This window comes from Achromobacter sp. GbtcB20 (genome assembly GCF_019091095.1).
Lineage (GTDB): Bacteria > Pseudomonadota > Gammaproteobacteria > Burkholderiales > Burkholderiaceae_B > Achromobacter > Achromobacter mucicolens.
Map to the genome: position 1 here is coordinate 1 of NZ_JAGXJZ010000218.1, position 489 is coordinate 489.

General features: G+C 62.0%; 1 protein-coding gene. It reads right to left on the reverse strand.

Going from position 1 to position 489, the window contains the following annotated elements:
- On the reverse strand, positions 1-367 hold a 367-nt coding region (locus KVT32_RS28665), incomplete at its 3' end, for a TadE/TadG family type IV pilus assembly protein (RefSeq protein WP_217619268.1).
- Positions 368-489: the final 122 nt, after the last annotated feature.

The window sequence follows — 489 nt, forward strand, 5'->3', positions numbered from 1 at the left end:
ACCCGGCGGAGGCGGTCCGCAGCGTGACGTCATTCGGCGCCTTGATCAGGCGCTTGTCGTTGGCATGGTCCATCCACATGGTCGTCTGCTGGTTCCACCCCTGCCCGTTGTTGATGCCATCGTTCGCCTTGTAGGCATCCTTGTTCCAGCTGAACAGACGGGCCCGGACCTGGCTTTGCAGCCGCGTGTCCGAATACGAGGACGGACGTACGGTACGCTCCCACGCCGCATAGCGCGCTGCCTGGATGGTCGTGGCCTGGATGTCATGAAACTTGCCGATGTACCAGATGCCCAGGAATAAGCCGATCGTCGTCAGCGCGATCACGACGAATTCCACCATGGCCTGTCCCGACTGCGATGAAGGCATGGCCGGCGGGTTTTTCAGCGCTCGCATCATTTGGCTCCCGATAGCGCAATGCGCTCCGGACTGACGGGCTTGCCGATCTGCACACTAACCGGCTCGGTCAGCACGACCATCTTGTCGGGCCC